This is a genomic window from Marinococcus sp. LNHM5E3-2.1, assembly GCF_056034365.1.
The window spans coordinates 94,374-115,083 of the sequence record NZ_JBQLIB010000009.1 but is presented as its reverse complement, the minus strand read 5'-3'; the positions used below and the strand labels follow the sequence as shown (position 1 = coordinate 115,083).

At 47.6% G+C, this 20,710-nt stretch carries 23 protein-coding genes; 4 read left to right on the top strand and 19 right to left on the bottom strand.

Annotated elements, in window-relative coordinates:
- Window positions 1-47: 47 nt before the first annotated feature.
- From ACTRXH_RS11505 to acpS, 8 genes are all read right to left on the bottom strand, one after another.
- Entirely contained in the window at window positions 48-1,061 is a 1,014-nt protein-coding gene (locus ACTRXH_RS11505; protein ID WP_319632359.1) for a PP2C family protein-serine/threonine phosphatase, read from the bottom strand.
- Window positions 1,062-1,073: 12 nt separating this feature from the next.
- Window positions 1,074-1,487, bottom strand: coding sequence for an anti-sigma regulatory factor (locus ACTRXH_RS11500; protein WP_022792605.1), 414 nt, complete (start codon window positions 1,485-1,487; stop codon window positions 1,074-1,076).
- 2 nt (window positions 1,488-1,489) lie between these two features.
- Complete coding sequence (locus tag ACTRXH_RS11495) at window positions 1,490-1,846, bottom strand: STAS domain-containing protein (RefSeq protein ID WP_022792604.1); 357 nt, start codon at window positions 1,844-1,846, stop codon at window positions 1,490-1,492.
- 4 nt (window positions 1,847-1,850) lie between these two features.
- Window positions 1,851-2,696, bottom strand: coding sequence for an STAS domain-containing protein (locus tag ACTRXH_RS11490; protein ID WP_474282186.1), 846 nt, complete (start codon window positions 2,694-2,696; stop codon window positions 1,851-1,853).
- A gap of 316 nt (window positions 2,697-3,012) precedes the next feature.
- Window positions 3,013-3,300: a CopG family ribbon-helix-helix protein gene (locus ACTRXH_RS11485; protein ID WP_322527004.1), complete on the bottom strand. Its 288-nt coding sequence runs from the start codon at window positions 3,298-3,300 to the stop codon at window positions 3,013-3,015.
- Between the two features lie 105 nt (window positions 3,301-3,405).
- Window positions 3,406-4,557, bottom strand: coding sequence for an alanine racemase (alr, locus tag ACTRXH_RS11480; RefSeq protein WP_474282184.1), 1,152 nt, complete (start codon window positions 4,555-4,557; stop codon window positions 3,406-3,408).
- 15 nt (window positions 4,558-4,572) lie between these two features.
- Window positions 4,573-6,114 carry an NAD(P)H-hydrate dehydratase gene (locus ACTRXH_RS11475; protein ID WP_474282182.1) on the bottom strand — a complete coding sequence of 514 codons (1,542 nt, stop codon included), beginning with the start codon at window positions 6,112-6,114 and terminating at the stop codon, window positions 4,573-4,575.
- Window position 6,115: 1 nt separating this feature from the next.
- The gene (gene acpS / locus ACTRXH_RS11470; protein ID WP_474282180.1) at window positions 6,116-6,481 is read right to left on the bottom strand and encodes a holo-ACP synthase; all 366 of its coding nucleotides are present in this window, start codon (window positions 6,479-6,481) and stop codon (window positions 6,116-6,118) included.
- Between the two features lie 196 nt (window positions 6,482-6,677).
- Between acpS and ACTRXH_RS11465 the strand changes: the two genes are divergently transcribed.
- Window positions 6,678-7,379, top strand: a complete 702-nt coding sequence (locus ACTRXH_RS11465; protein WP_474282178.1) for a rhomboid family intramembrane serine protease — start codon at window positions 6,678-6,680, stop codon at window positions 7,377-7,379.
- A 215-nt stretch (window positions 7,380-7,594) separates the two neighbouring features.
- Here ACTRXH_RS11465 and ACTRXH_RS11460 read toward each other — a convergent pair whose 3' ends face one another.
- The 3 genes from ACTRXH_RS11460 to ACTRXH_RS11450 all read right to left on the bottom strand — a co-directional run bounded on the left by ACTRXH_RS11460 (window position 7,595) and on the right by ACTRXH_RS11450 (window position 9,739).
- Window positions 7,595-7,855 carry a metal-sensitive transcriptional regulator gene (locus ACTRXH_RS11460; RefSeq protein ID WP_462867255.1) on the bottom strand — a complete coding sequence of 87 codons (261 nt, stop codon included), beginning with the start codon at window positions 7,853-7,855 and terminating at the stop codon, window positions 7,595-7,597.
- A 91-nt stretch (window positions 7,856-7,946) separates the two neighbouring features.
- Entirely contained in the window at window positions 7,947-9,203 is a 1,257-nt protein-coding gene (locus tag ACTRXH_RS11455; RefSeq protein ID WP_474282176.1) for a hypothetical protein, read from the bottom strand.
- Window positions 9,200-9,739, bottom strand: coding sequence for an RNA polymerase sigma factor SigX (locus ACTRXH_RS11450; RefSeq protein WP_474261405.1), 540 nt, complete (start codon window positions 9,737-9,739; stop codon window positions 9,200-9,202). The genes ACTRXH_RS11455 and ACTRXH_RS11450 overlap by 4 nt, the downstream gene beginning before the upstream one ends.
- Window positions 9,740-10,100: 361 nt before the next feature.
- On the opposite strand from ACTRXH_RS11450, the gene ACTRXH_RS11445 reads away from it, so the two are divergent.
- On the top strand, window positions 10,101-11,027 hold the full coding sequence (locus ACTRXH_RS11445; protein ID WP_474282174.1) for a hypothetical protein: 927 nt from the start codon (window positions 10,101-10,103) through the stop codon (window positions 11,025-11,027).
- A 54-nt stretch (window positions 11,028-11,081) separates the two neighbouring features.
- On the opposite strand, the gene wrbA is transcribed toward ACTRXH_RS11445, so the two are convergent.
- Window positions 11,082-11,699, bottom strand: a complete 618-nt coding sequence (gene wrbA, locus ACTRXH_RS11440) for an NAD(P)H:quinone oxidoreductase (protein ID WP_474261407.1) — start codon at window positions 11,697-11,699, stop codon at window positions 11,082-11,084.
- Window positions 11,700-11,857: 158 nt separating this feature from the next.
- Between wrbA and ACTRXH_RS11435 the strand changes: the two genes are divergently transcribed.
- On the top strand, window positions 11,858-12,166 hold the full coding sequence (locus ACTRXH_RS11435) for a winged helix-turn-helix transcriptional regulator (RefSeq protein WP_474261408.1): 309 nt from the start codon (window positions 11,858-11,860) through the stop codon (window positions 12,164-12,166).
- A 98-nt stretch (window positions 12,167-12,264) separates the two neighbouring features.
- On the opposite strand, the gene ACTRXH_RS11430 is transcribed toward ACTRXH_RS11435, so the two are convergent.
- A complete protein-coding gene (locus tag ACTRXH_RS11430) occupies window positions 12,265-12,936 on the bottom strand; it encodes a CAP domain-containing protein (protein WP_474261409.1) in 672 nt (223 codons plus the stop codon).
- Between the two features lie 295 nt (window positions 12,937-13,231).
- Between ACTRXH_RS11430 and ACTRXH_RS11425 the strand changes: the two genes are divergently transcribed.
- A complete protein-coding gene (locus tag ACTRXH_RS11425) occupies window positions 13,232-14,830 on the top strand; it encodes a peptide chain release factor 3 (protein WP_474261410.1) in 1,599 nt (532 codons plus the stop codon).
- Between the two features lie 339 nt (window positions 14,831-15,169).
- Here ACTRXH_RS11425 and ACTRXH_RS11420 read toward each other — a convergent pair whose 3' ends face one another.
- Genes ACTRXH_RS11420 through ACTRXH_RS11395 form a run of 6 tightly spaced genes read right to left on the bottom strand, consistent with a single transcriptional unit; the run spans window position 15,170 to window position 20,710 of the window.
- Complete coding sequence (locus ACTRXH_RS11420) at window positions 15,170-16,267, bottom strand: NAD(P)/FAD-dependent oxidoreductase (RefSeq protein ID WP_474282172.1); 1,098 nt, start codon at window positions 16,265-16,267, stop codon at window positions 15,170-15,172.
- A gap of 25 nt (window positions 16,268-16,292) precedes the next feature.
- A complete protein-coding gene (locus ACTRXH_RS11415) occupies window positions 16,293-17,726 on the bottom strand; it encodes a dihydrolipoyl dehydrogenase family protein (protein WP_474282168.1) in 1,434 nt (477 codons plus the stop codon).
- The gene (locus ACTRXH_RS11410) at window positions 17,713-18,318 is read right to left on the bottom strand and encodes a CDP-alcohol phosphatidyltransferase family protein (protein ID WP_474261413.1); all 606 of its coding nucleotides are present in this window, start codon (window positions 18,316-18,318) and stop codon (window positions 17,713-17,715) included. The genes ACTRXH_RS11415 and ACTRXH_RS11410 overlap by 14 nt, the downstream gene beginning before the upstream one ends.
- A complete protein-coding gene (locus tag ACTRXH_RS11405; RefSeq protein WP_474282166.1) occupies window positions 18,315-18,980 on the bottom strand; it encodes a TVP38/TMEM64 family protein in 666 nt (221 codons plus the stop codon). The genes ACTRXH_RS11410 and ACTRXH_RS11405 overlap by 4 nt, the downstream gene beginning before the upstream one ends.
- 14 nt (window positions 18,981-18,994) lie before the next feature.
- The gene (locus ACTRXH_RS11400; RefSeq protein ID WP_474282164.1) at window positions 18,995-19,915 is read right to left on the bottom strand and encodes an ABC transporter ATP-binding protein; all 921 of its coding nucleotides are present in this window, start codon (window positions 19,913-19,915) and stop codon (window positions 18,995-18,997) included.
- A 12-nt stretch (window positions 19,916-19,927) separates the two neighbouring features.
- Window positions 19,928-20,710 carry an ABC transporter permease gene (locus ACTRXH_RS11395; protein WP_474278636.1) on the bottom strand — a complete coding sequence of 261 codons (783 nt, stop codon included), beginning with the start codon at window positions 20,708-20,710 and terminating at the stop codon, window positions 19,928-19,930.

Below are 20,710 nucleotides of genomic sequence, written 5' to 3'. Positions count from 1 at the left end.
ATTTTTTAATTGTGCATCCTTTTCATTTTTCCCAGATTACAATCTGGTTAAACATTTCTGCGCAGTATAATCAATGTAAAGTCGTCACGAAGCTGAAAGCCCTGGGCTCTTTCCAGTTCATAGAATACGTGATTTACAATTTCCTGGGCAGGCAGATGCTGATACGTACGGATGAGTCGCGTAATAGCTTCACGCTCAATAAAGCCGTCGTCGGTTCTGCATTCAGTAACGCCGTCTGATAAGAGCACAACAAAATCTCCCGGCTCCACCGTGAGTTGATATTCCTTATAGTTAGTGTTCCGCTTAATGCCAAGAACGATGCCTTTGGCATGAAGCTCTTCAAACGTATCTTCAGCTGCCTTATAGTAGAAACCGGGCTCGTGCCCCGCTCCTGCATAGTTAAATTGATGGGAGCGTGAATCATACGAGCCGTACATCATCGTAATGAACATGTTCGAAGCAATATTCTGCTCCACCACACGGTTCACATTTTCAAGTAAAGCCCCGGGCTGCAAACGCTGCTCCGGATAGCTATCCATCGTATACTTGATCATCGACATACATAAAGCGGCCGGTATCCCTTTACCGATAATATCAGCAATCGCAAGACCGACACAGTCGTGGTCGTCTTTAACGAAATGATAATAATCACCGCTCATTTTCGAAGCGGGGACACTTAGAACCCCCACATCCAAACCATTTACGTGTGGGATTTCATCCGGAAGAAACGTCTGCTGCATATTAGCAGCCACGTTAATTTCTGCTTCGAGTTCCTTTGTTTTATCACGAAGGCTCTGGTGTTCCCGGTACGCCAGTCCGTATCCCATCATTACCTCGAGAAGAAGCTCAAATGATTCATGAGCTCCTTTAGGAAGATCCGGAAAGAACTCCTCGAGCACCTCTAAATGAAGGCTGACCACTTCTTCCGGGGAAATCTGCTCCTCAAGCACTCTTTTACTGAACTGCTGGGCATAATAAAGCCCCTGTTCGCTCTGCTCTTCTAAATACGCCCGTAAAATATTCGCGTACTGATCATGTAACAATTCCTTCGACTCAGCCAACGTTTTTCCTCCTTAACGGAGCCATTTGATTGCCGTTATCGTTGTACCCTCTTCCATTACGGAGTCAACGTCAAAATCATCCATTAGTCTTCTCACTCCTGGAAGTCCGGCTCCTAAACCACCCGAAGTAGTATATCCGTCTTCCATTACTTCTCTTATGTTCTTAATGCCAGGGCCGCGGTCCTTGGCTGTAATCTTTATGCCCTTCTTTTTCTGGGTCCCCCTGGTCTCTTCCACCGCTTCGATAACGATTTCCCCTTTTTCAGCATACAGGTAGATGTTTCTTGCCAGCTCTGAAATGGCTGTCGTTATCCGCGCCTGATCCACACCGCCAAACCCTATTTCCTTAGCTAAATTTCGTCCGGCCTGTCTGGCTGATACAATTCCCCATTCGGTCTGCACTTCAACACTGGATTGGATACTCATGCTTACCCCTCCAATTCCTGTTGAAGTTTCTCAAGTCCCTGCTCAAGATCTAGTGCCGTTGGTACTTCTTCAAGCATAATGCCCATATCTATCAGAGTGATCGCCACTGCCGGCTGGATGCCCGTCAGAACAACTTTCGCTCCCATTAAATTGGACATTTCCACGACGTCGCCCAGCACTTTGGCGATAAATGAATCAATCATATCCACGGAGGTTAAATCAATCACTACGCCTGTAGAGCCTTCTTCGTGAATTTTGCTCAGCAGGTCTTCCTGAAACTGAAGAGCTGTTTGATCATCTAGATCTACCTGCACTGAAATTAATAAATAATGACTTAGTTTTAAGATTGGAATCCGCATCGACTTATGCCCTCCATTCTGCTCCATTCTCTATCTGAACCATTTTGCGCTGCGTCAGCTCAAGCGCTGATTCAATGCCCTTGCGCAGGCTGCTTTTCGTCGGGAAGGTGCTCAGATCAATGCCCAGATTTACAATTGTCTGGGCAATTTCCGGACGGATACCGACCAGAATGCACTCCGCCCCTACCAGCCTCACCGCTTTAGAGGCCTGAATAATATGGTTTGCCACCATCGTATCTACTACCGGCACGCCGGTTATATCAATTAAAACTACCTGGGAACGATGCTGAATAATCCCGTCGAGCAAATTCTCCATAATAAGCTTTGCCCGCTCGGTGTCAATCGCTCCAATTAATGGCATGACACTGACTTTTTCAAAGACAGGAATAAGCGGAGCAGAAAGTTCATTTAGAGCCATCTGCTGAAGTTCGAGTGTTTTTATCCACGAATCGGAATAATCATCAACCAGCTGGTTCACGATCGCATCCACCCATTCTTCCACTTCTACAATCAAGCGCACGCTGTCTTCGTCTGCGTTATTAATATATGGCACAATGTAGGCAGTAACGATGCGCCGAAACACCTGCATTCCCTGCGTAAAATAGCTCAGCGGCCAGTCGGTCTGGATAAGCCGTTCCGCAAAATTCTTGATTTTACTTTTGGCTTCCGACCGCTCTAAACGGACTGAGCTGTACAGCACATCAATAAATTCTTCGTTGTTTGTGAATACTAAATCATCAGGAAGGGAGTTTTTAAAATATTCTTCCTGAACCCGGGCCATCTCTTCTTTCCATTTGGAAACCAGCTGTTCCTGATGGTCATTGATGGCCTGCACTACAGATGAATGCATCGTGAATTCCTCCATCTAGTCTGTCCATTTCCGTTTTATGGGCGGGGATAATTTTTATATGTTAATGCCCGGACTGGTGCATACTTTGTATTGTTTTGTACCGCATAGTTTGTTAATGGCACACCTGTACACTATCATACTCTATTTAGTATTATTCCATGTATAATACTTTAGCGCAAACAATTATGGCTGCAATCATATATATTCCTGAATAAAATTTATTACAATAAAAAAGCTGCCCGCCTTTCATAGACAGGCAAGCAGCTTTTTTATTCATCTCTGTTTCTTTAAAAGAAGAAATATAATTTCGAGTGTTTCAGATTCCGCTAAGCAATCGGCGATTCAAAGAGTGATCCACTTCTGTTTCTGCCTCAAATGACTCAGCAGCAATATTTAAATTGATACTGCTCATTTCTTCATACCCTTGCTTCATCGCTTCTTGAAACTCCAGACGTTGGCGTTCTTTTAAATACATCTCCGTGGCTTGATGAATAAATTCGTTGCGGTTTGAGCTCTGCTGCCCCTCTTCAATCATTCCATCAAGTTCGTCAAGAAGATAGTCAGGCAGGCTGACCTTAATCTGCTTAGTGCTTTTCTGATGCACTCCACACACCTCCAGGTTGACCCTTTTAGATTCCCATCCCTTAATCATTACTTAATTCATAATAGCATTTCTATATGCTGTTTGCAAAGCGCGTTTTTCATAAAATCAGGGTTCAAACCTGTTTTCGGGAGTATATACCCGGGGGACGCGTTTACTGATGGTACAGGGAACTTCATATGTAATCGTTCCAAGACGGCCGGCTACTTCCGTGACGGTGATCGTTTCCTCTTTCTGGCTGCCAATCAGTGTCACTTCCGTGTCCACCGGAAATTCATGCGGCAGCCGAACCATCATCTGATCCATGCAGATGCGCCCTACAATAGGTACGCGAAAGCCTCCTGCCAATACCTCCCCCTGATTTTCAGCGTGCGCTCTCAGCCAGCCATCTGCATAACCGATAGGTACAGTACCTATCCATTCATTTCCCGTGGAGGTATATGTTGCGCCGTAGCTAATACTCGTGCCCGGTGGCACTTCTTTCACCTGAGTCAGGCGGCTGTGAAGCGTGAATGCTTCCTTAAGTGTAAATGGAAGATGCCCGGTAATATCTGCTGCGGGGGTCAATCCATACATTGAAATCCCAAACCGGACCATATTAAAGCAGCGCTCCGGAAAACGCATAGCCGCTGCGCTGTTACCGCAGTGAATCAGGCGGGGAGCGCTCCCCAGCTGCTGTACCAGGGCAACGACCCGGGAAAAACGGGCATACTGCTGTTCAAAATAAGCAGTCTCTAGTTCATCAGCAGTAGCGAAATGCGTATACATACCTTCCAATTCTATAGAGGGAATCCGGTTTACCGCGGCCAAAAAGGAAGAGATTTCTTCGTCATTTATCAATCCCAGACGGCCCATGCCGGTATCTACTTTCATATGAATGAAAAGAGATTCTCCGGCTGTATGCCGGGAGGCTTCCTTTAGCCATTCTTCCTGAAAGACCGTGAGCCGGATATCGTGGCGGGCGGCCACTGGGGCGTCCTGCGGCCGCGTTCTTCCAAGCACGAGGATAGGCAGTTCTATGCCGGCTTCCCGCAGTTCAAGCGCTTCTTCAAGCAGCGCCACCCCAAAATAGGAGGCTCCCGCCTCCGCTGCTGCCTTTGCAGTTGCCGCCGCCCCGTGTCCGTAGCCATCCGCTTTCACTACGGCCATTACGGCCACGTTTTCTGTATGAAGCTTCCGCACTTCACGGATGTTGTATTTAATGTTTTCTGTATTGATCTCCACCCACGTGTCCCGGTAGGATTCGCTGGAAAACGCCATGATGACTCCTCTTTTCTATCGTTTCTTTTGTGCCTGAATGAAGGTCAGGGCTTTCGGCAGATAATCGATCAAATTGGATGCAGTAAAAGAATAATCCGATACCCCTTCATTTATCGCAATTTCTGCAGCCAAGCCGTGTGTGTAGACTGCATTACAAACTCCCTCTTCCACTGTTGGACCCTGAAGCATCATCGCAAGCACGATGCCGGTCAGTGCATCCCCGGATCCTCCCTTGGCCAGGGCACTGCTGCCGCTGGTACTCACATACTGCCTGCCTTGAGGGGTTGTAATAATCGTGTTTGGCCCCTTCAGTACAAGATAGCAGCCGAATTTACGTGCATATTCGCGTGAAACCGTAAACCGCTCTGCATTGACCTCCTTTGGCGAAAGGCCCGTGAGGCGGCCCATTTCACCGGGGTGCGGGGTCAAAATCAGCGGGTATTCTCTGTTTATCATTTCCTCCTCCAGCTCCGGCAGAAAATAAAGTCCATCTGCATCCAGCACGAGCGGCGTTTGTGTCTCTGTCAGGAGCCGCTTCGTTAATACTCTCGTGCTTTCTGTCCGGCCAAGTCCGGAGCCGGCTGCAACACCGTCCATGCCGTCCCATGGGAACGGCGTTTCCTGTAAATCGGCGACCTGACCGTCCTCCGTTTCAGGCAGCGGAAAGTAGGTTGCTTCTAGCACATGAGAGGCGACGGCGCTCAATGCAGATTCCGGTATGCTTGTGGTCAGAAGGCCGATGCCGGCATGCAGGCAGGCGTTCGAAGCGATGGCCGGAGCACCGGGCATATTATAGGCCCCTGCTATCAGCAGCCCTTTGCCGTTATCGCCTTTGTGGGACTCCTGCGTCCGTTCCGGCAGACTTTTGGCTGCGTCAGTCAGCTCCCACGTCTGTCTTTGCTGATCCAATGCCTTCCAGGAAGCTTGCGGTACGCCAATCGGTACAATTCGAATTTCACCGTAATAGTGCCTCGCCGGATACAGATATGTGCTCAGTGTAGGAGCTTCAAGAATTACTGTAGTGTCTGCATTCACCGCCATACCGGGAAGTTCTTCCTCATTCGCCGGTACTCCCGTGGGAATATCTACAGCTACAACCGGTGCTGTTATGCTGTTCAGCCACTTTCCTGCAGAATAAAAAGGCTCCTTCAGCTCTCCGTAAATTCCGGTTCCAAGCATTGCATCAATATAGATAATCCCTTCCTCCGGCAATTCTGGTTCAGGCACGCTGGTACCTGCTTTCAGCGGAAGCCCGCAGGCTCGGTACAAGTTTTTATGATAAAGCGCTCCTCCGGAAAGGGCCTCCTCTTCTGCCAGCAGATACACAGAAACCTCCCAACCGAGAGAGGAGAGTGTCCTGCCGATAACGAAACCATCGCCCCCGTTGTTTCCCTTCCCTGCAAAGATAACAGCTTTACGCGCTTCAGGATACATATCATGTATGGCAGCTGCCGCCGCCCGTCCCGCATTTTCCATTAGCAGTTCTTCTTTCATTCCAAGTGTTTCGATGGTGTATTGATCGAGCTGCTGCATTTCTTTACTTGTTACGATCTGCATCCTATTCGCCGCCCCTTTCTTCAATAACAACCTGAGCCACCGCACTGTCCCGCGAGTGACTGATGGAAATATGGATAATATAAGCCTCATAGCCTTCGCAGCGGAGCAGCGGCTCCCCCCGCTCTCCATTACTCACTGTAATATCGTGAAAGCCTGTCTGCGAAGAAATGCCGGTGCCTGCTGCCTTTACAAATGCCTCCTTGGCAGCAAACCTTCCTGCTGTAAATTCTATCAGCCGTTTGCCGGAAAAATGTCTGCAGGCATGTAATTCATCTTCATTTAAAATTCGCGGCAAAAATTTTTTCTGCTCTAAAGAGCGTTCAATCCGCTCTAACTCAATGATATCAATGCCTATTCCTTTAATCATTACTTTCTCCCTTCCCGCAGCGCTTTTCGTGTATTCCTCTATTTATTCATGCTACACTGACCGTAAATACTTATACACTTTAGTATACCCGTCACCAGAAAGGGGACTAACCCACTTGTTTATCCGCCATGAAACTTTTTCCACATTTATAAGACGCTACCCCGTAATCTCAATTATATTAGCAGTCCACCTGCTATTGTTTTTCTGGGTAAATCTTTCGGAATGGACGAACGGCCTGATTCCGTTCGGGGAAGTTATTTATTATTTGATGGTTGGCAACAACTTCGCTATTCAGAGCGGAGACTACTGGCGCCTTCTTACTCCAGTTTTTTTACATACGTCTTTTGGGCACGTGCTTTTTAACTCCTTTGCGCTGCTGCTTTTCGGACCGCCGCTTGAATTCATGCTCGGCCGGCTCAAATTTCTGACATTTTATTTAACAGCCGGAGTTATTGGAAATATTGCTACACTGTTTTTCGGTTCGCTCTACTTGTCACATTTGGGTGCCTCCGGCGCCATTTATGGGCTTTTTGGAGCTTATGTATTTATTATGATGAACCGCCGGCATCTTATCGACCCTTCAAGCGCCCAGATAGTTATTGTTCTCCTTGTGATAGGCATGGTGTTCACCCTTCTGAATTCCGGCGTCAACATATGGGCGCACCTATTTGGATTCGTTGCCGGTTTCGGGCTGATTCCTATGTTTTTAAAAAACGCAGTTCCCTTTTACTTCTCCCAGGGATTTGGGCCTTCTTCCGACATTCGCAGGCCGCGCCGGAAAGTACGCGCGGTTACTGCCCAGAAAGTAGGAAGACGAATCGCTTTAATTGCCGCCTACGTCATTGTCGGCGCCGTGCTTCTCCGGGTGCTCCAGCTCGTCATCGCCGCGTTGATGTAAAAAGAAAAGCGGAAATGCCCCGAGAGCCGCGAAGGATACTTCCCGGCCGCGCAGAACAGCCCGCTGCTCGAAGTCGGACGGAAAGTAATTCCGAGAGGCTGGGCATAGAAAAGCGCAAGAAGCCTGGTAGTGGCGCGGCATAATTCTCTCCATATAATAACTGCTTTCCCCAGATAGAAAAGAGGCCCTTCCCGCAGAAGTGGCCTCTTTTTCGTTTATCTGCTTTTTACGAGCAGATTGACAGCTTCCTGGACAGATTCACTGGTATCTTCCCCACGTTCCATCTGTTCACGCATGCATTGTTCCAGGTTTTCACTGACAATTACACCGATTGCACGGTCCATCGCAGAACGAGCAGCTGACATCTGCCCTACAGTATCCCGGCAGTCCTGTCCTTCTTCCATCATCCGAAGAACACCCCGCACCTGCCCTTCGACACGGCGGAGTCTGTTTTTAATATTGGCATCATATTCCATGAGTTAAGCGGCCTCCAATGTATTTAAAATGTACATTGTAATTATACATGAAATAATTGGTAATTTCCTACACCCTCTAATAAATTTTCAATCAGCTTGCTTTCCACCCGATCGTATTAGGAGCTGCAGGGACTTCCCATTTTTGGTTGAGCGGCACTTCTCCAAGTGAGTCACTGTTCTCAGAGATAAACTTTATGGATTCATATCCAAAGTCAGCTGCCGCCAGTCCCACCGCGTCAATCATCGCCTGCTGCACTTCCACAGACGTATCCTCAAGAGAGCCAGCCAGGCTGATAGTTACTGATTCACCCTCGCCTTCCACATTTCCTACAGTAAGAGAGCCGGGGATAGGAGCTCTCACTTCAGAAATTTCAGGTCCTTCGTTCATTTTCACCAGCGTTTCCTCCAAAGAAAGCAAAGACCCGTTTTCATTTGTTGTAGAAACACCCGCTCCTTCACCAGTCACTAAATAAGAGGCGTCATTTACATCATATAAATAATAGCCACGATTCTCATCAATGTCCCGGACGTCTATTTCTTCTTCATTTCCGGTGTCTTCATCAGGGATATTTGATACTTCTATACCTTTTTCCCCTAAATAACGGGCAAGCTCTTCAATGCCACGCTCGATCCGGCCGGCTTTCAAAGCCGTAGCTTCGGAGGATACTGCTGCTTCAAGCCTGCCGTTCTCTGCATCTTCCCAGGAGACTTTTTCAGTCATAGCAGGACCGAGCCCGAATTCATTTCCGTCTACTTCTTCCGTAATAAAATTCAAAAGCTCTTTCAGATCCGTTTCTGCTGTAAATGTTAATGGGACAATAACCGAATCCTGTACACTTTCAAAAGGGATCGTCACAGCATTCACACTGCCGCTGCCTTCTTCTTTAGTAAGCGCAGATACATACCCCTCCGGTATTTCTTCGTTCTCCTGCGTATCTTCATGAACTGTCGGCGGGCTTTCTTCTTCAGTACCACTACCCGCCGGCTCAGATTCTTCAGGCACTCCGTTGTCTGTATCGTTTTCAGCTGTATTTTCCGTTTCCTGCTGTTCGGCTGACTCTGAATCTCCGGCCTCATTCTCATCTTCAGCGTTCTCTTCCTGAGAAGGGGAAGCCGTCTGATTCGAAGTCCACCATATTCCCGGAACGATAAGTATCGCTAGTAGGAGAACTGCCGCCGAGGTAAAAACAGGGGCTGGCCATCGCCGATGCGTACGGTGTCTTTTCTTTGAGTCCAGCCGATCCTGAATATTATGGTAGATTTCATCTTTGGATCGTTTATCCTGCACCCGGGGCATTTGCTTTAATGAATGTTCAATCCGTTCCATGGAACGATTATGCTTCTTCACTCTCCTGCCCTCCTTTCTTCTAAATTTTCCCTGTTTTCCATCAAGTCCTGTATTTTTTTCACGGCCCGGTGCTGTGTCGTTTTCACCTTACTCTCTGACCATCCGAGCACTTCAGCTGCTTCTTTGATCGAAAGCGATTCCACATAACGTAGCATAAGCACCTGCCGCTGATCCGGGGAGCACGCTTTCATGCATTCATAAATTTCACGCACATCGTCTTTCGCAGTGAGAATCTCATCTGGAAGAGGCGCCGGGTCCCGCATTTCCTCTTTTGATAAAGGACCGAGCACTCCCAGCCATTTCCGCTTCTTTCTGTTTTGCTTGCGGATCCAGTCTATGCCGACATGTCTGGCGATAGAATAAAGCCAGGTTTTTTCACTGCTTTTGCCTTCAAACGTTTCAAAGGAATGCAGCACTTTAATGTAAACTTCCTGGACCAACTCCTCGGCAGTTTCACGATCTCGGACCATATAAAATAAATATTGGAAAAGGGAGTGATGATATTGTTCATATAGCCTTTCAAACTCATCATGCATGATGAACACTTCCTTAATGTAGACGTTCCCTGTCTTTTTTAGTTACACCGATGATTTTATTAATGGAAGACGGAAAAGAAATTACGCTTCCATCCATTTTTTGTTTATGTATATTCAACATTTAATTTTTCTGCTGATACTTTCTAAGATATTAGCAAAATACTTCGCATTATTATAGCATTTCCACGGTTTTTTCCGAAAAACCCCCCACCGCTTTCACACTCTGATTTAACATTAGTAAAGTCCTGTTTATGTTCATTTGAGGGATTTGAACCTTTCTTTATTTTGAAACATGGTATAATTATGTAACAACATTGTATTAATTGTAAACTAAATTTAATATTTGACCTGGGGGGATTCCATGAAAAAGTTCTCATTTTTAGCAGTTGCTGCCATAGCTCTTATTACTCTCAGCGCCTGCGGCACCGAAAGTAGTGAAAACGCGGAAAACAGTGAAAAAGCAACTGACACAGCCTCCGTTGAAGCTAACGGAGAAGAAAATGAAGACAATGAAGAAAATGAAGACAATGAAGAAAATGACAGTGCAAAGAATGAAGAACAGAAAGATAAAGATACGGCTTCCGAAACTGATGAAGCAGCAGAAGACGACGCTTCCGCTGAAGACAGCGCCTCTACAGAAGATACTGCCACAGAAAATGAAGAAGGAAATACGGAATCCGAAGACACTGCCAGCGAAGATGCTTCATCGGAAGATACTTTACCGGAGGATGATGAGGCAGAAGAAAGTGCTTCTGAAGAAACGGCCAACAGTGAAGAAGCAGCTCCCGAAAAATCTACTGAGACTGCTGAAACTACAGATACAGAAGCTAACAGCACCTCAGCTTCTGAAGAAGAAGAGGCTGTAACAGAAGAAGTAACTGTTTACTACCTCGACAGCGATTTGATGAATACAATTTCTGAAACCCGCAGCCTTGAAGCAGCGTCTGAAAATGATCTGCCGTTTGAAGCTGTGCAGGCATGGCTCGACGGCCCTGAAACAGAAGATGCCGTTAGTCCGCTTCCAGTAGAAACCGAAGTACAGTTTGTCGAATTTAAAGACAACACTGCCTTTGTTTCCTTTGAACCTTCTGTCCTCGAAGCCACTACAGTCGGAAGCACTCTCGAGCTCGCATTTGTAGAACAGCTGGCAGTGTTAATGGACCAGTTTGGATATGGTCAGACTCAGATTCTTATTGACGGCGAAGTTGTCACGGACTTTTACGGGCACCGGGAAATCAACCAGCCTATCGAAGCGACGGATCCTTCGGAGCTTTATGGCAGTAACTAACGCCAGGTATATAAAAAAAGCGCCCGCACACGCGGACGCTTTTTTTGCTTTCTATTAGTTGCCCAATTTCTCTGCCACTTTTGCAACGCGGGCGCCTAAACGGCCGCCCATTGTCAATTCACCCTCGCTTGGCATCCGGGTACCGTCCGGACCAGCAAGCGTAGAGGCACCGTATGGCGTTCCGCCGACAAAGTCACGTTCAGTCATTTCCGGGTTTTCCCCGTATGGAAGACCAACAAAAATAAATCCAAAATGAAGCAGCGGTACGATCGACGTTATAATTGTTGTTTCCTGACCGCCGTGAGCTGTGTTTGTGCTCGTGAAGATTCCTGCTACCTTGCCTTCAAGCGAACCGTTTGCCCACAGGCCGCCAGCTGCGTCCATAAACTGCTTAACCTGAGCCGGCATATTGCCAAAGCGTGTCGGGATACCCCAAACAACGCCGTCAGCCCATACGAGATCGTCTGTGGTAGCCTCAGGAATATCTGCCTGTTTATTCTGCGCCTCTACATACGCTTCCTGCGTGGACATACCTTCCTTAGCCATCTGCGATTCGGGAATTCTTACGACCCGTACTTCTGCACCTGTTTCTTCTGCGCCTTTCGCTACTGCCTTTGCCATTTCATGTATATGTCCATAAGAACTGTAAAACGGTACCAATACTTTACTCATTGAAAAACACTCCTATTACTTATATTTATAAAGTTACTTACTTTTCGAAAGTACATGAAAACATTTGTACTGTCAACTCACCCTTCAAGCTATACCCCAGCCCCTCCTCTACGAAACAATGATTTTGTGGTACTATGTTCATAAAGAGGTGAACTATTATGCAGAAGACTTCCATCTGCCCAAAATATGAATTTGCAGCGGAGCTGCTCGGCAAAAAATGGACGGGCCTCTTAATCCTTGTGCTTCTTCAAGGACCACTCCGCTTCAAAGATATAAAAAGAGAGATTCCGGATATGAGCGACCGGCTGATTACCGAACGGCTAAAAGAGCTTGAAGAAAAAGGGATTGTCGAACGCAGCGTATTTCCGGAAAAGCCTGTACGCGTCCAGTATCAGCTGACGAGTAAGGGTAAGGATCTCGAACCGGTCATTAATGCCATCCAGGACTGGGCTGAGGCCTGGGTTTAATAAAAAGCAGGTACTTTTCATGCAGGAAAAGCCTGCTTTTTTCGTGATTTAAACACAAAAAAGCGCCTGCCTTCAAGCAGCCGCTTTTCCCTGATTCTTTATTTTTCCAAAAACATCTGCGTCCAGTATTGACCGTATTCTCCGCCTTCTTCATAGCCGATCGCAATATGCGTGAAGTCCGGATTGAGGATGTTATCACGGTGACCCGGGGAATCCATCCAAGCATCAACAACGTCCTGCGGCGTATCCTGCCCGGCTGCAATGTTTTCACCGGCGCCCTCATAGCTTACGCCGAATTCCTGCATCATTTCAAAAGGACTGCCGTAGGTCGGACTTTCATGGGCAAAATAATCATTCTCAATCATGTCCTGGGACTTCGCATCTGCTACGCTTTGCAGAGAGCTGTCCGCTTCCACCGGTGCAAGTCCATTTTCTGCCCGAACTTCATTCGTCAGACGAACAACTTCCTGTTCAAATTCGGACTCGCTCTGGGAAGAAACTGCATCTGAAGTTTCAGCGGAACTGCTTTCTGAAGAAGAGTCACTTTCACTTCCCGGAATAGCAATACTCTGGCCTACATTAATCACATCAGGATTTTCAATGCTGCTGTTTTCTTCCATAAGTGCATCAACGCTTACACCGTGATCTTCAGCAATCGTATATAAAGTATCTCCTGACTCTACGGTGTATGTATCCTGCCCCAAAGCAGTTAAAGGGAAAATAAGTGTTGCTGACAGAGCACCGACAACTGCTGTTCTTTTAAATCTCATCTCATTCACCTCTTATAAAAGATAGATAACTAAATATATAAATGATAACGTTATATTAAAATTTTACCATTAATTTCTTGAAAATAAACATTTCAAAGGAATTTTACAAATTTTTGCGGCTATTGTACTATATTTTACATTAATTAAATCTAAAACTTTCCTTATCAAAATAATTACTATGGTACTCTACCCTCCTTGTTGTTGCCGAAAACTAAGATTATCTATTAAGATAGGAAGAGTGCTTACGAACGCGGGCAGATTATCAGCAAATTTAAACGAAGGATGGATATAACGAATGGCTACATGGAAAAACGAAATCGAATCCCGAAAGACGTTTGCCATTATTTCGCACCCGGACGCCGGGAAAACGACCTTAACGGAAAAGCTTCTGTACTTTGGGGGCGCTATCCGTGAAGCCGGAAGCGTTAAAGGCAAGAAAAACCAGCGTCATGCTACAAGTGACTGGATGGAAATTGAGAAGCAGCGCGGGATCTCTGTCACAAGTTCTGTAATGGAGTTTAATTATCAAGGGCACCGCATCAATATTCTCGACACTCCCGGCCACGAAGACTTCAGTGAAGATACGTACCGTACGCTGACCGCGGCCGATTCGGCAACCATGCTTATTGACGCAGCCAAAGGGGTCGAGGCACAAACCAAAAAGCTCTTCAAAGTCTGCAGCATGAGAGGCATTCCTATCTTCACATTTATTAATAAGCTGGACCGCCAGGGGCGGGACCCGTTCGAGCTGATGGAAGAAATGGAAGACATTTTAGGTATCCGTTCATACCCGGTCAACTGGCCGATTGGTATGGGCCAGGACTTTCACGGCATCTACGACCGCCATGCCAAAAAAGTAGAATGGTTTAACCCGGATTCCCCGTCCCAGACGGAAGTCGTTTACGTAAACGGCACCGACGATCCTAAGCTGAAGGAACGTATCGATCCACAACTCCTCGCTGCCTTTCAGGAGGAAATTGAACTTCTCGATGTAGCCGGGGATGCGTATGATGAAGAACGCATCAAAAGCGGCGAGCTCACTCCCGTCTTTTTCGGGAGCGCAGTTTCGAACTTTGGGGTGCAGAATTTCCTGGAATATTTCATGGAATGGGCGCCGGCTCCTGTCGGAAGGGAAAGCGATCAGGGATTTGTTTCCCCGCTCAGTGACAATTTCTCCGGGTTTATTTTCAAGATTCAGGCGAACATGAATCCAAAACACCGGGACCGGATCGCCTTTATGAGAATTACTTCAGGCAAATATTCTCCAGGTATGCAGGTCAATCATGTCCGTATCGGCAAAAACATGAAGCTTCACCAGCCAACGCAGTTTCTTGCCAAGGACCGCAGTATTGTCCAGGAGGCATACGCCGGCGATATTATCGGCCTGTACGATCCGGGGACCTTCCGAATCGGCGACACGCTTGCAGAATCAGGCACATTTTCTTTTGAAGAAATGCCACACTTTTCTCCTGAACACTTTGCTGCCATTTCTGTTAAAGATGCAATGAAGCACAAATCATTTGAAAAAGGACTGCAGCAGTTAACAGAAGAAGGTGCCATCCAGCTGTTTAAAACGTATCAGCGGGTGCCGGAGCAGCAGATTGTCGGCGTTGTCGGCGTGCTTCAGTTTGAAGTACTCGAGCACCGGCTGAATAATGAATATAACGCCCATATTAAAATGGAAAATCTTCCATTGTCAGTCGCCAGATGGGTCGATGGACCAACGGAGGCAATGAACACCTTTGCCAGAAAACAAAAGAATTTGGCTCTCGACCGGAATGGCCGGCTAGTTGCCCTATTTGAAAATGAGTTCCAGTTAAACATGGCCAAAGACAAATATCCCGATATTTCCTTCCACGAAAACTCTTATTTCGTTTCCAGCCAAACGACGTAAAAAGATAGCAAAAACGGACCGCCTTTCCATCAAGAGGCAGTCCGTTTTTTTACGTTATACAAAGGATTTTTATTTCATATCTACAATGGGCATCTACGCTTTTCTCTCTGTCCAGCTTCGATGCCCAGCCGCTCGGGATCACTTTCCGTCCGACTCCGAGCAGCAGGCTGCTCTGCGCGGCCGGGAAGTGCCTGTCGCGGCTGACCGGGCATCTACGCTTTTCTTCCTGTCTAGCTTCGTCCCGCAGTCGCTTATTCCGTTGGCCATCCTGGCTTCCTTGGCTCTGGCCAAGTCCAGCCAGGGAACAGGCCAGCCGGATAAGTCTCCTGAAATGCGGGACTACGCTTTTCTTGATGGCTGTAGTTCTTTGATGAATTTTTTGTCGATCCGGTGCTTGATTTTAAACGGTGCTTTGCCTGCACGGGTTTTGTCACCGTAAATCATCAGCCCCTGCTTACTTCCAAGATTTAAAATTGCCATATAATTTTTTTGTGGCGAATACTTGGTCAGCTTTTTGCCTTTCAGGGAACGCTTGATGTTTTCAAGAAGCACAGGAGCTTCTTTGACAGCTGAGATTCCGTTTTTCGGAATGTCTTCATGTCCCGCGATGGTAACGCAGTCGCCCACTCCGAATATTTGCGGATACGCTACTGACTGCAGGTGTTCGTTTACGAGCAGATACCCTTCGCTATCGACCGGCAGTCGGGAGGCTTCAAACCAGGCTGGTGCTTTCGGGCCGGTCATCCACAGTAGATCTTCATACGGAAAGGAGAGCGAATCCGTTTCCACCGTTCGATCTGTCACCCGGTGCACTTGTTCATTTTCAAAGTATTCAATCCCTCTTTTATCAAGAAGATCGTACACCTTCTGACGCGTTTCCTCTGTGTCTTCCGGAAGCAGCTTACTCCCGGAAATAATTTTCACCGGAGATAGGAACTTGTTTTTACTTCTCCATGCCTGCGCGGTAAATGCCATCTCGATTCCAGCATAACCACCACCGACAACAACCGGATGATGACTTGTGCGGACACTCTCTATTGCTTCAGAGAAGTTTTCATTGGCTTTTAAAATTTCCGCATGCTTTTGTACATGTGGAATTTCAAGACCTTTCGGCTGGGCGCCAATATCTACGGATAAATAGTCAAAATGCATAACTTTACCTGCATTGGTGAGAACAATATTCTGCTCTGGATCAATGGAAGTAACCTTGGCTGAAACAAACGTGCCGCCGTTTTCATTACAGAACGACCGAAGCGGAACACGAATATCTTCGATGGCGTAGCGTCCTTCCATATAGCCTGAATACATACCTGAATAATACTGGTACTGTCCCGGGGAAATAAGAATCCATTCTACGTTTTTTTTCTTTTTCTTCCATTCTTTTATTACGGAAAGATTGGTGTGGCCTGCTCCGACGAATATTACTCGTTTAGTCACTATATTTCCTCCTCTGTCTCTTCAATTACCGAAACCATGCTACATACTTTTTAAGTACCTTGTTGATGGGGCTGTTAAACAAAGCCTCCCGCCAGTATTCATCCGCTGCTTTTTTCACGATGTCCCCGTGAGCCGGATACGGATACACGATACTTGAAAATGACCGCAGCTTCTTCTTCCACGTTTTTGCTGCAGTGACCTGCTGCATCCAGTCAGCCGCATGGCGTCCGACAGCATGAGCCCCAATAATGTTTCCTTTTTGGTCGGTAATAATTTTTACTAAAGGAACCGGGTCCCCTTCAGCCAGAAAACGGTCCACCTGTTTTCCTTCGATGCGGTAAATACGGGCATCTACGCCTTCAAGCTGTTTCGCTTCTTCCTCAGTGACGCCCAGATGAAAAATTTCCGGCTCAGTATAATACGCCCAGGGAAGCGCATTATAATTAATTTTCCGGCGAAGCCCGAAAACAGCATTGGAAACCACAGTCTGCCCTTCCATACCGGCCGCATGTGTGAACATATATCCTCCGCTTGCGTCACCAACAGCGTAGATATGCGGCACAGACGTCTGCATTGTATTCGAGACGTCGATGCTCCTATCTTTCTTTACCCTCACACCTGCTTTTTCTAATCCTATGTTATTTGTGTTCGGCACACGTCCTGCCGCAAGCAAAAGCGCATCCGCTTCAATTTTCTGTTCGGCTGCTCCTTCTGTGACAGCATAAACGCGCCCATTTTCTTCTTCGAGTCTTACCACCCGGCTGTTGGGAATAAAATGGATTTCCTTTTCTAATTCTTTCTGCGCCCGTGCAGCAATTTCCTTTTCCTCTTTTGAGAAAATCCGATCCCCCGAATCTACCGCCGTCACAGAAGAGCCGATTCGTGCAAGCGTTTGGGCAAGCTCCATACCTACCGGCCCGCTTCCGACACACACCAGCTTTTCCGGCAGCTTCTCAGCCTCGAAAATTGTTTCATTCGTGTAGTAAGGCAGAAGCTCCAGATTTTCAATTGGAGGCACATTCGGACTCGAGCCGGTGGCAATGACGATTCTTTTTCCTCCAATGACACTTCCATCTTCAAGATATAAATGATGGGAATCCATAAATTCCCCGCGCCGCATGTACACATCAATCCCGAGCGCTTCGAACTCGCTTACGTCATCAAGCTCCTGCACCTCAGCGACAGCGTCCCGCACTCTTTTTTTCACTTGTTCAAAATTGGCATTTCCATCCAGCTGAAGACCAAATTCTTCCGCTGCCCTTCTTGCGTTCTGGATTTCCCGTCCGACAGTCACAAATGCTTTCGAAGGTATGCAGCCGGCATGCAGGCATTCGCCTCCAAGATTTTCCCGGTCATCGACCAGAGCGGTCTTCATGCCAAACTGCGCTGCTCCCGACGCGACGGTCAGTCCGCCGGACCCGCCCCCAAGTACTATTAAATCGTAATCAATCTGCGGCATTCTCATCCTGCTCCTTTAATAATCGTTTTGCTTCCAGCAGCCTCTGCAGGCCGGTAAATGTTTCGACAAATAAAAATAAAGCAGTGGAATACAATAAAAAAGCTGGAAAAAGCATCATTAGGGAAAACAAAATAAATCCTTCGGTCCGCTCAGCGAGCCCCGCCTGATAGTAAAACGATTTGACTCCGCTTCGTTCCGACATATTTCCCACTGTTAAAAACACGGTAATCGAAAACAATATGGAGACACTTAACAGAAGAAGCAGCCACATTAAATCCGGATACCGGAAGGCAAGTCCAAGCAGAACGCTCGCTTCCACAAGACGATCAAACGTAATATCAAGCACCGTCCCAAACGCAGAAGGCCTGGTTTTTCTCGCCATTGCCCCGTCTACGGTGTCTAAAAACCCTGATATCCAAAGACAGATAAAGGCTGCCCATGCAGCGTCAAAATAAATGAGCGGCCCTGTAAGCACGCCGATTCCAAATGCCAGAACCGTTACCTGGTTGGCGGTCCAACTCCGGTTCAGAAACCAATCGGCTGTTTTGTCTATAACCGGGTCTGCCCATTTCCGGGCGTGTGTATCAATCATTGCAGTTCCCCATTTATGTTATTTATATTATTTTCATACCCTTTTTTCCTTAAAATGACAACCACGATCAAAAGAGCGGCAAAAACGCTGACAGCGCTCAATATATATCTCCATTCCCCGGTTAACAGCCCCGACCCCAAAAAGCTGTAGCCGACCGCCCCCGGCAGCAGTCCAATAACAGTCGCTGCTGTATAAGAGGACAGGCGCACCCGGGACAGCCCGCATACGTAGCTGACAAGGTCAAAATTCAGGACGGGCAGAAGCCTCATCAAAAGCGTGGCCCGAAAGCCTTCCGCTTCGAGCTTCCTCCGCCACACTTCCATCCGCCCTTTAATTTTTGGCTGAAACAATTCTTTCCCGAGAAGGCGTCCGAGTCCATAAGCTAGCAGGGCCCCGGTGGTCCCGCCAATCATAATGTATATCACGCCTGCAGTCGGACCGAAGGCAAGACCGCCGGCAAGCGACATGATCGAAGCTGGAAATAAAATAAGCGGCCGGAGCATACAGGCCGCTATGTAAATAACTGGAGCCCATGCGCCGAGTAATAAAATTTCATCCCGTACCGCCTGCGGCGAGAACCGGAATACTTCGGCGTTCAGCCAGGCAATGGTCACGACAGCTGTCAAAAAAACCACATATTTTATAATGCTTTTAATACTCATCCGCTGCCCCCTTTTTAAATCCAGGTTATAAATGTTTTTCCTTGAAACGGTTCATTCACAGCAAGGGTAACGGACTGGGCTCCCCCAACTCCATAAAATGTCTGAATCCACAGGCCATACTGTTTTTTTACAGGTCCTGCTTCAGCTGCGACATAACCCTTTCCCGCCTCCTTTGTGACCCGCAAAGCTTCGGCCGGGACAAAGCCTTTCTCCGGAAACCACCATCCATCTGCTAGCAGAGAAGCAGTCTCTTGTCGCTCCGGCGCCCTCATCAGTTTGTCTCTATTACCTGTTTCTATAACTTCTCCGCCGGCCATCACACTGACACTCTCTCCCATATCGAATGCCTCCTCGCGGTCATGCGTAACAAACATTGAGGTGATGTTTTCCTGCTCCAGTATTCCCTTCACCCAGTGGCGCATTGTTTTACGTAAAGAGGCGTCCAGACTCGAAAACGGCTCATCAAGCAGTAATACTTTCGGTGTTGCAGCTATCGCCCGTGCAAGAGCTGCACGCTGCTGCTGGCCTCCGGAGCATTGATACGGATACAGTGCCCCAAGCTCCCCTATCTCCATTTTTTCGAGCAGCTGCCTGCCGGCTTTCGTGCGTTCTTTTCTAGGTATTCGTTTCATCTTCAAACCGTACGTAACGTTTTGCAGAATCGTTAAATGCGGAAAAAGCAGCGGCTGCTGAAACATTAACACGACAGGACGCTTCTCCGCGGGACTTTCGTTTACACTTGCCCCGTCAATCATCACCGTACCGCCTGAAAACGTATCAATACCCGCAATACAGCGTAAAAGTGTTGATTTTCCCGTGCCGGATTTACCGACCAGGCTTCGGTTTTCCCCCTCTTTAAGCTCGAGGTTTATGTTCCGGAGCACCTGATTGTCCTGATAGACCTTGCTTCCGTTCTGAACTGACACATACGACATATTTCCCTACCCCTACCACGATTTTAAAATTTTCGTACTTATTCTGAGTACTCCGTCAGCAGCAAGCGCAGCCGCCGCTGGCAGGGCGGCTGTCATTAATGAAAAGGCACTGACTGCTGACGGCGGCGCACTGTTTGTATACGGATAATACAATACCGCCATGGTCGTAACCGTTCCTCCTCCTATAATAACAGTCAGGGCAAATTGGCTGACAGAAATTACGACGGCGAAAAAGACAGCTGTGCGCACAGAAGCAGTCATCTGGGGAAGCTCAATCAGCAAAAACCTGGCGGCTGCCCCGCCACCGAGGCTTCGCGATTGTTCATACTGACTTCTTCCTATCCGCTCGTAGCCGGCACGAATGATACGAATCGTGTATGGAAGTGTCGGAAGCAGATGAAAAAAAGCGACCCCGTACCATGTATTTGCGGTACCACTTTGCAGAGCAAAAATGTGCAGACCGACAGCAAGGGCGGTAATCGGAAGAAGCACAGGGACTAAAAGCATGGCATCTATCAGTTCTTTCCCCCTGAATTCCCGGACAACAAGCGCTTTGGCTGCCGGAATGCCGATCACAAGGTTCAGAGCCGCCACGCAGAGGGCAATAAGAATCGTCTGTCCCCAGGCCTCGGCAAGCAGCGGGTCGCCAAATGGCACTCCCCAGCCGTCGAGCGTCCAAGCCGTCGGCCAAACCTCCCCAAACGGCCATTCCGAAGCGAAGCTTTGCACCATGAGCGCAAGCAAAGGGACTGCAAAGCAAAGTGCAAAAGCGGCTGCTGCTGCTTTTCTTTTCAT

Bases quoted from the DNA above. Each gene is read 5' to 3' on its own strand.
- acpS (WP_474282180.1), bottom strand. From the start codon at position 6,481: ATGATTAAAGGAATAGGCATTGATATCATTGAGTTAGAGCGGATTGAA.
- ACTRXH_RS11460 (WP_462867255.1), bottom strand. From the start codon at position 7,855: ATGGAATATGATGCCAATATTAAAAACAGACTCCGCCGTGTCGAAGGG.
- ACTRXH_RS11500 (WP_022792605.1), bottom strand. From the start codon at position 1,487: ATGAGTATCCAATCCAGTGTTGAAGTGCAGACCGAATGGGGAATTGTA.
- ACTRXH_RS11430 (WP_474261409.1), bottom strand. From the start codon at position 12,936: ATGAGATTTAAAAGAACAGCAGTTGTCGGTGCTCTGTCAGCAACACTT.
- ACTRXH_RS11495 (WP_022792604.1), bottom strand. From the start codon at position 1,846: ATGCGGATTCCAATCTTAAAACTAAGTCATTATTTATTAATTTCAGTG.
- ACTRXH_RS11410 (WP_474261413.1), bottom strand. From the start codon at position 18,318: ATGATTGATACACACGCCCGGAAATGGGCAGACCCGGTTATAGACAAA.
- ACTRXH_RS11475 (WP_474282182.1), bottom strand. From the start codon at position 6,114: ATGCAGATCGTAACAAGTAAAGAAATGCAGCAGCTCGATCAATACACC.
- ACTRXH_RS11450 (WP_474261405.1), bottom strand. From the start codon at position 9,739: ATGCATGATGAGTTTGAAAGGCTATATGAACAATATCATCACTCCCTT.
- ACTRXH_RS11445 (WP_474282174.1), top strand. From the start codon at position 10,101: ATGAAAAAGTTCTCATTTTTAGCAGTTGCTGCCATAGCTCTTATTACT.
- wrbA (WP_474261407.1), bottom strand. From the start codon at position 11,699: ATGAGTAAAGTATTGGTACCGTTTTACAGTTCTTATGGACATATACAT.
- ACTRXH_RS11425 (WP_474261410.1), top strand. From the start codon at position 13,232: ATGGCTACATGGAAAAACGAAATCGAATCCCGAAAGACGTTTGCCATT.
- ACTRXH_RS11490 (WP_474282186.1), bottom strand. From the start codon at position 2,696: ATGCATTCATCTGTAGTGCAGGCCATCAATGACCATCAGGAACAGCTG.
- ACTRXH_RS11415 (WP_474282168.1), bottom strand. From the start codon at position 17,726: ATGCCGCAGATTGATTACGATTTAATAGTACTTGGGGGCGGGTCCGGC.
- ACTRXH_RS11405 (WP_474282166.1), bottom strand. From the start codon at position 18,980: ATGAGTATTAAAAGCATTATAAAATATGTGGTTTTTTTGACAGCTGTC.
- ACTRXH_RS11395 (WP_474278636.1), bottom strand. From the start codon at position 20,710: ATGAAAAGAAAAGCAGCAGCAGCCGCTTTTGCACTTTGCTTTGCAGTC.
- alr (WP_474282184.1), bottom strand. From the start codon at position 4,557: ATGGCGTTTTCCAGCGAATCCTACCGGGACACGTGGGTGGAGATCAAT.
- ACTRXH_RS11400 (WP_474282164.1), bottom strand. From the start codon at position 19,915: ATGTCGTATGTGTCAGTTCAGAACGGAAGCAAGGTCTATCAGGACAAT.
- ACTRXH_RS11435 (WP_474261408.1), top strand. From the start codon at position 11,858: ATGCAGAAGACTTCCATCTGCCCAAAATATGAATTTGCAGCGGAGCTG.